Origin of the sequence: Actinoallomurus sp. NPDC052274 (genome assembly GCF_040679475.1) — a bacterium.
GTDB classification, from domain to species: domain Bacteria; phylum Actinomycetota; class Actinomycetes; order Streptosporangiales; family Streptosporangiaceae; genus Actinoallomurus; species Actinoallomurus liliacearum.
In genome coordinates, this window is sequence record NZ_JBFAUT010000146.1 from 1 (window position 1) to 1,295 (window position 1,295).

A 1,295-nucleotide genomic window follows, 5' to 3' on the forward strand; every position below is an offset into this window, starting at 1 on the left:
GCTGCCGATCGCGCCGGGCGGGGGCGAGGCGGGGCCGGGGGAAACGGGCCCGTAGCGCTCGATCGAGCACCTCGCCTGGCGGAACGACCAAATGGTGAGAAATGGCGGTCAGCTGCCATTCCGATGGCAATGCGGGCACGGCGGCTATGCGCCGCTCATAGCGGTCGCTCCAGTCAAGCTATCGCGATCTCGAAAGATGCCGCGGAGACTAACGGACCCTCGGGCAGAGGACCACGGCGATCCGCGCATCCCGGGCGACGACGCAGGAGGGTCTTGCGGAATTGGCGGGGATCGGCCTCGCGACCGTGCAGCGCGGCCTCTCGGCTGCCCCAGGGCACCATCGCTTCGCTGGCGGCGCGTGTAAATCTTCGCCCTGGCATCAGGCTCAAGTGACGGTGCTTCTACGGACTCTTCTTCAAATCTCCATATCCGCTCCACGAGGCGGGGCGATGATGTTCCTGGCAGCGCTTTCGTTGCTGGGGAAGAGAGACGAGATGACCTATCCGATAAAGGCGAGCCAGCCCCTGGGCGCTCTTGTGATTGTTGCGGCTTGTATGATTCCGACCTGTATTGTCGCAGCCTGTATGGCGACGGCCGGCGCGGCGCAGGCCCAAGCGCAGGCGGCGTCCCCGCTGCTGGGGGACTGGCGCGCGCATGACGGCTCGGCGGTTGCCCGCATCGCGACCTGTTCTGCAGGTGAAAGCCTCTGCGCCACCGTGATCGAAGAGCGTCTTGCGCCTGGCGATGTCTCCTCGCTCGGCCGGGTCGTTGTGCGGAACCTGCGGCCCGCGAACGGTGGCTGGAAAGGCGAATACATCTCCGATCGTCAGGCCTTTCCGGCGCGCGCGCGCCTGGTGAACGCCGACACGATCGAGTTCCAGGTCTGCGCCGCCGCCATAGTTTGCGACACGGCGAGATATATGCGCGTGAAGGGATCGACGCGATGACCGCCTTTGTCAGGATTGCCGTCGCCGCAACGGCCTGTCCGCGCTTGGCGTTTGTACGCCGTCGCCTAGGTCCGTCGGCGCGCTGAGCGGCTGCGCCCCCCTCGGTAACGTGAAGGGCGGGCTCATGCCGTCGATGTTCGGGGCTATCTGCCGGAGAACAGGTCCAGCGAGAAACTGGCACCGGCAATCCGATAGGTGCCGCGGGCGGACGATTGATTGCGACACGAACGAACGCCCGAGGATGGATGGTTTCCAGCCGGCCTGCCTTGCGGCAGGATAGGGCACCCACGATTGCCAAGGATGCGCGACATGTCCCGAGCCACAAACCCGAATCTGCGATTTTCCGAT

The 1,295-nt window shown here is 65.5% G+C and carries 1 protein-coding gene; it reads left to right on the forward strand.

The genetic code is table 11. The annotated features are described in order from the left end of the window. The first annotated feature begins 449 nt into the window (after positions 1 to 449). The gene (locus AB0K82_RS44525; protein WP_364409808.1) at positions 450 to 947 is read left to right on the forward strand and encodes a hypothetical protein; all 498 of its coding nucleotides are present in this window, start codon (positions 450 to 452) and stop codon (positions 945 to 947) included. Positions 948 to 1,295 lie beyond the last annotated feature (348 nt).

What these genes read in the sequence shown, in the direction of transcription:
- AB0K82_RS44525 (WP_364409808.1), top strand. Translation starts at nt 450, where the DNA reads ATGATGTTCCTGGCAGCGCTTTCGTTGCTGGGGAAGAGAGACGAGATG.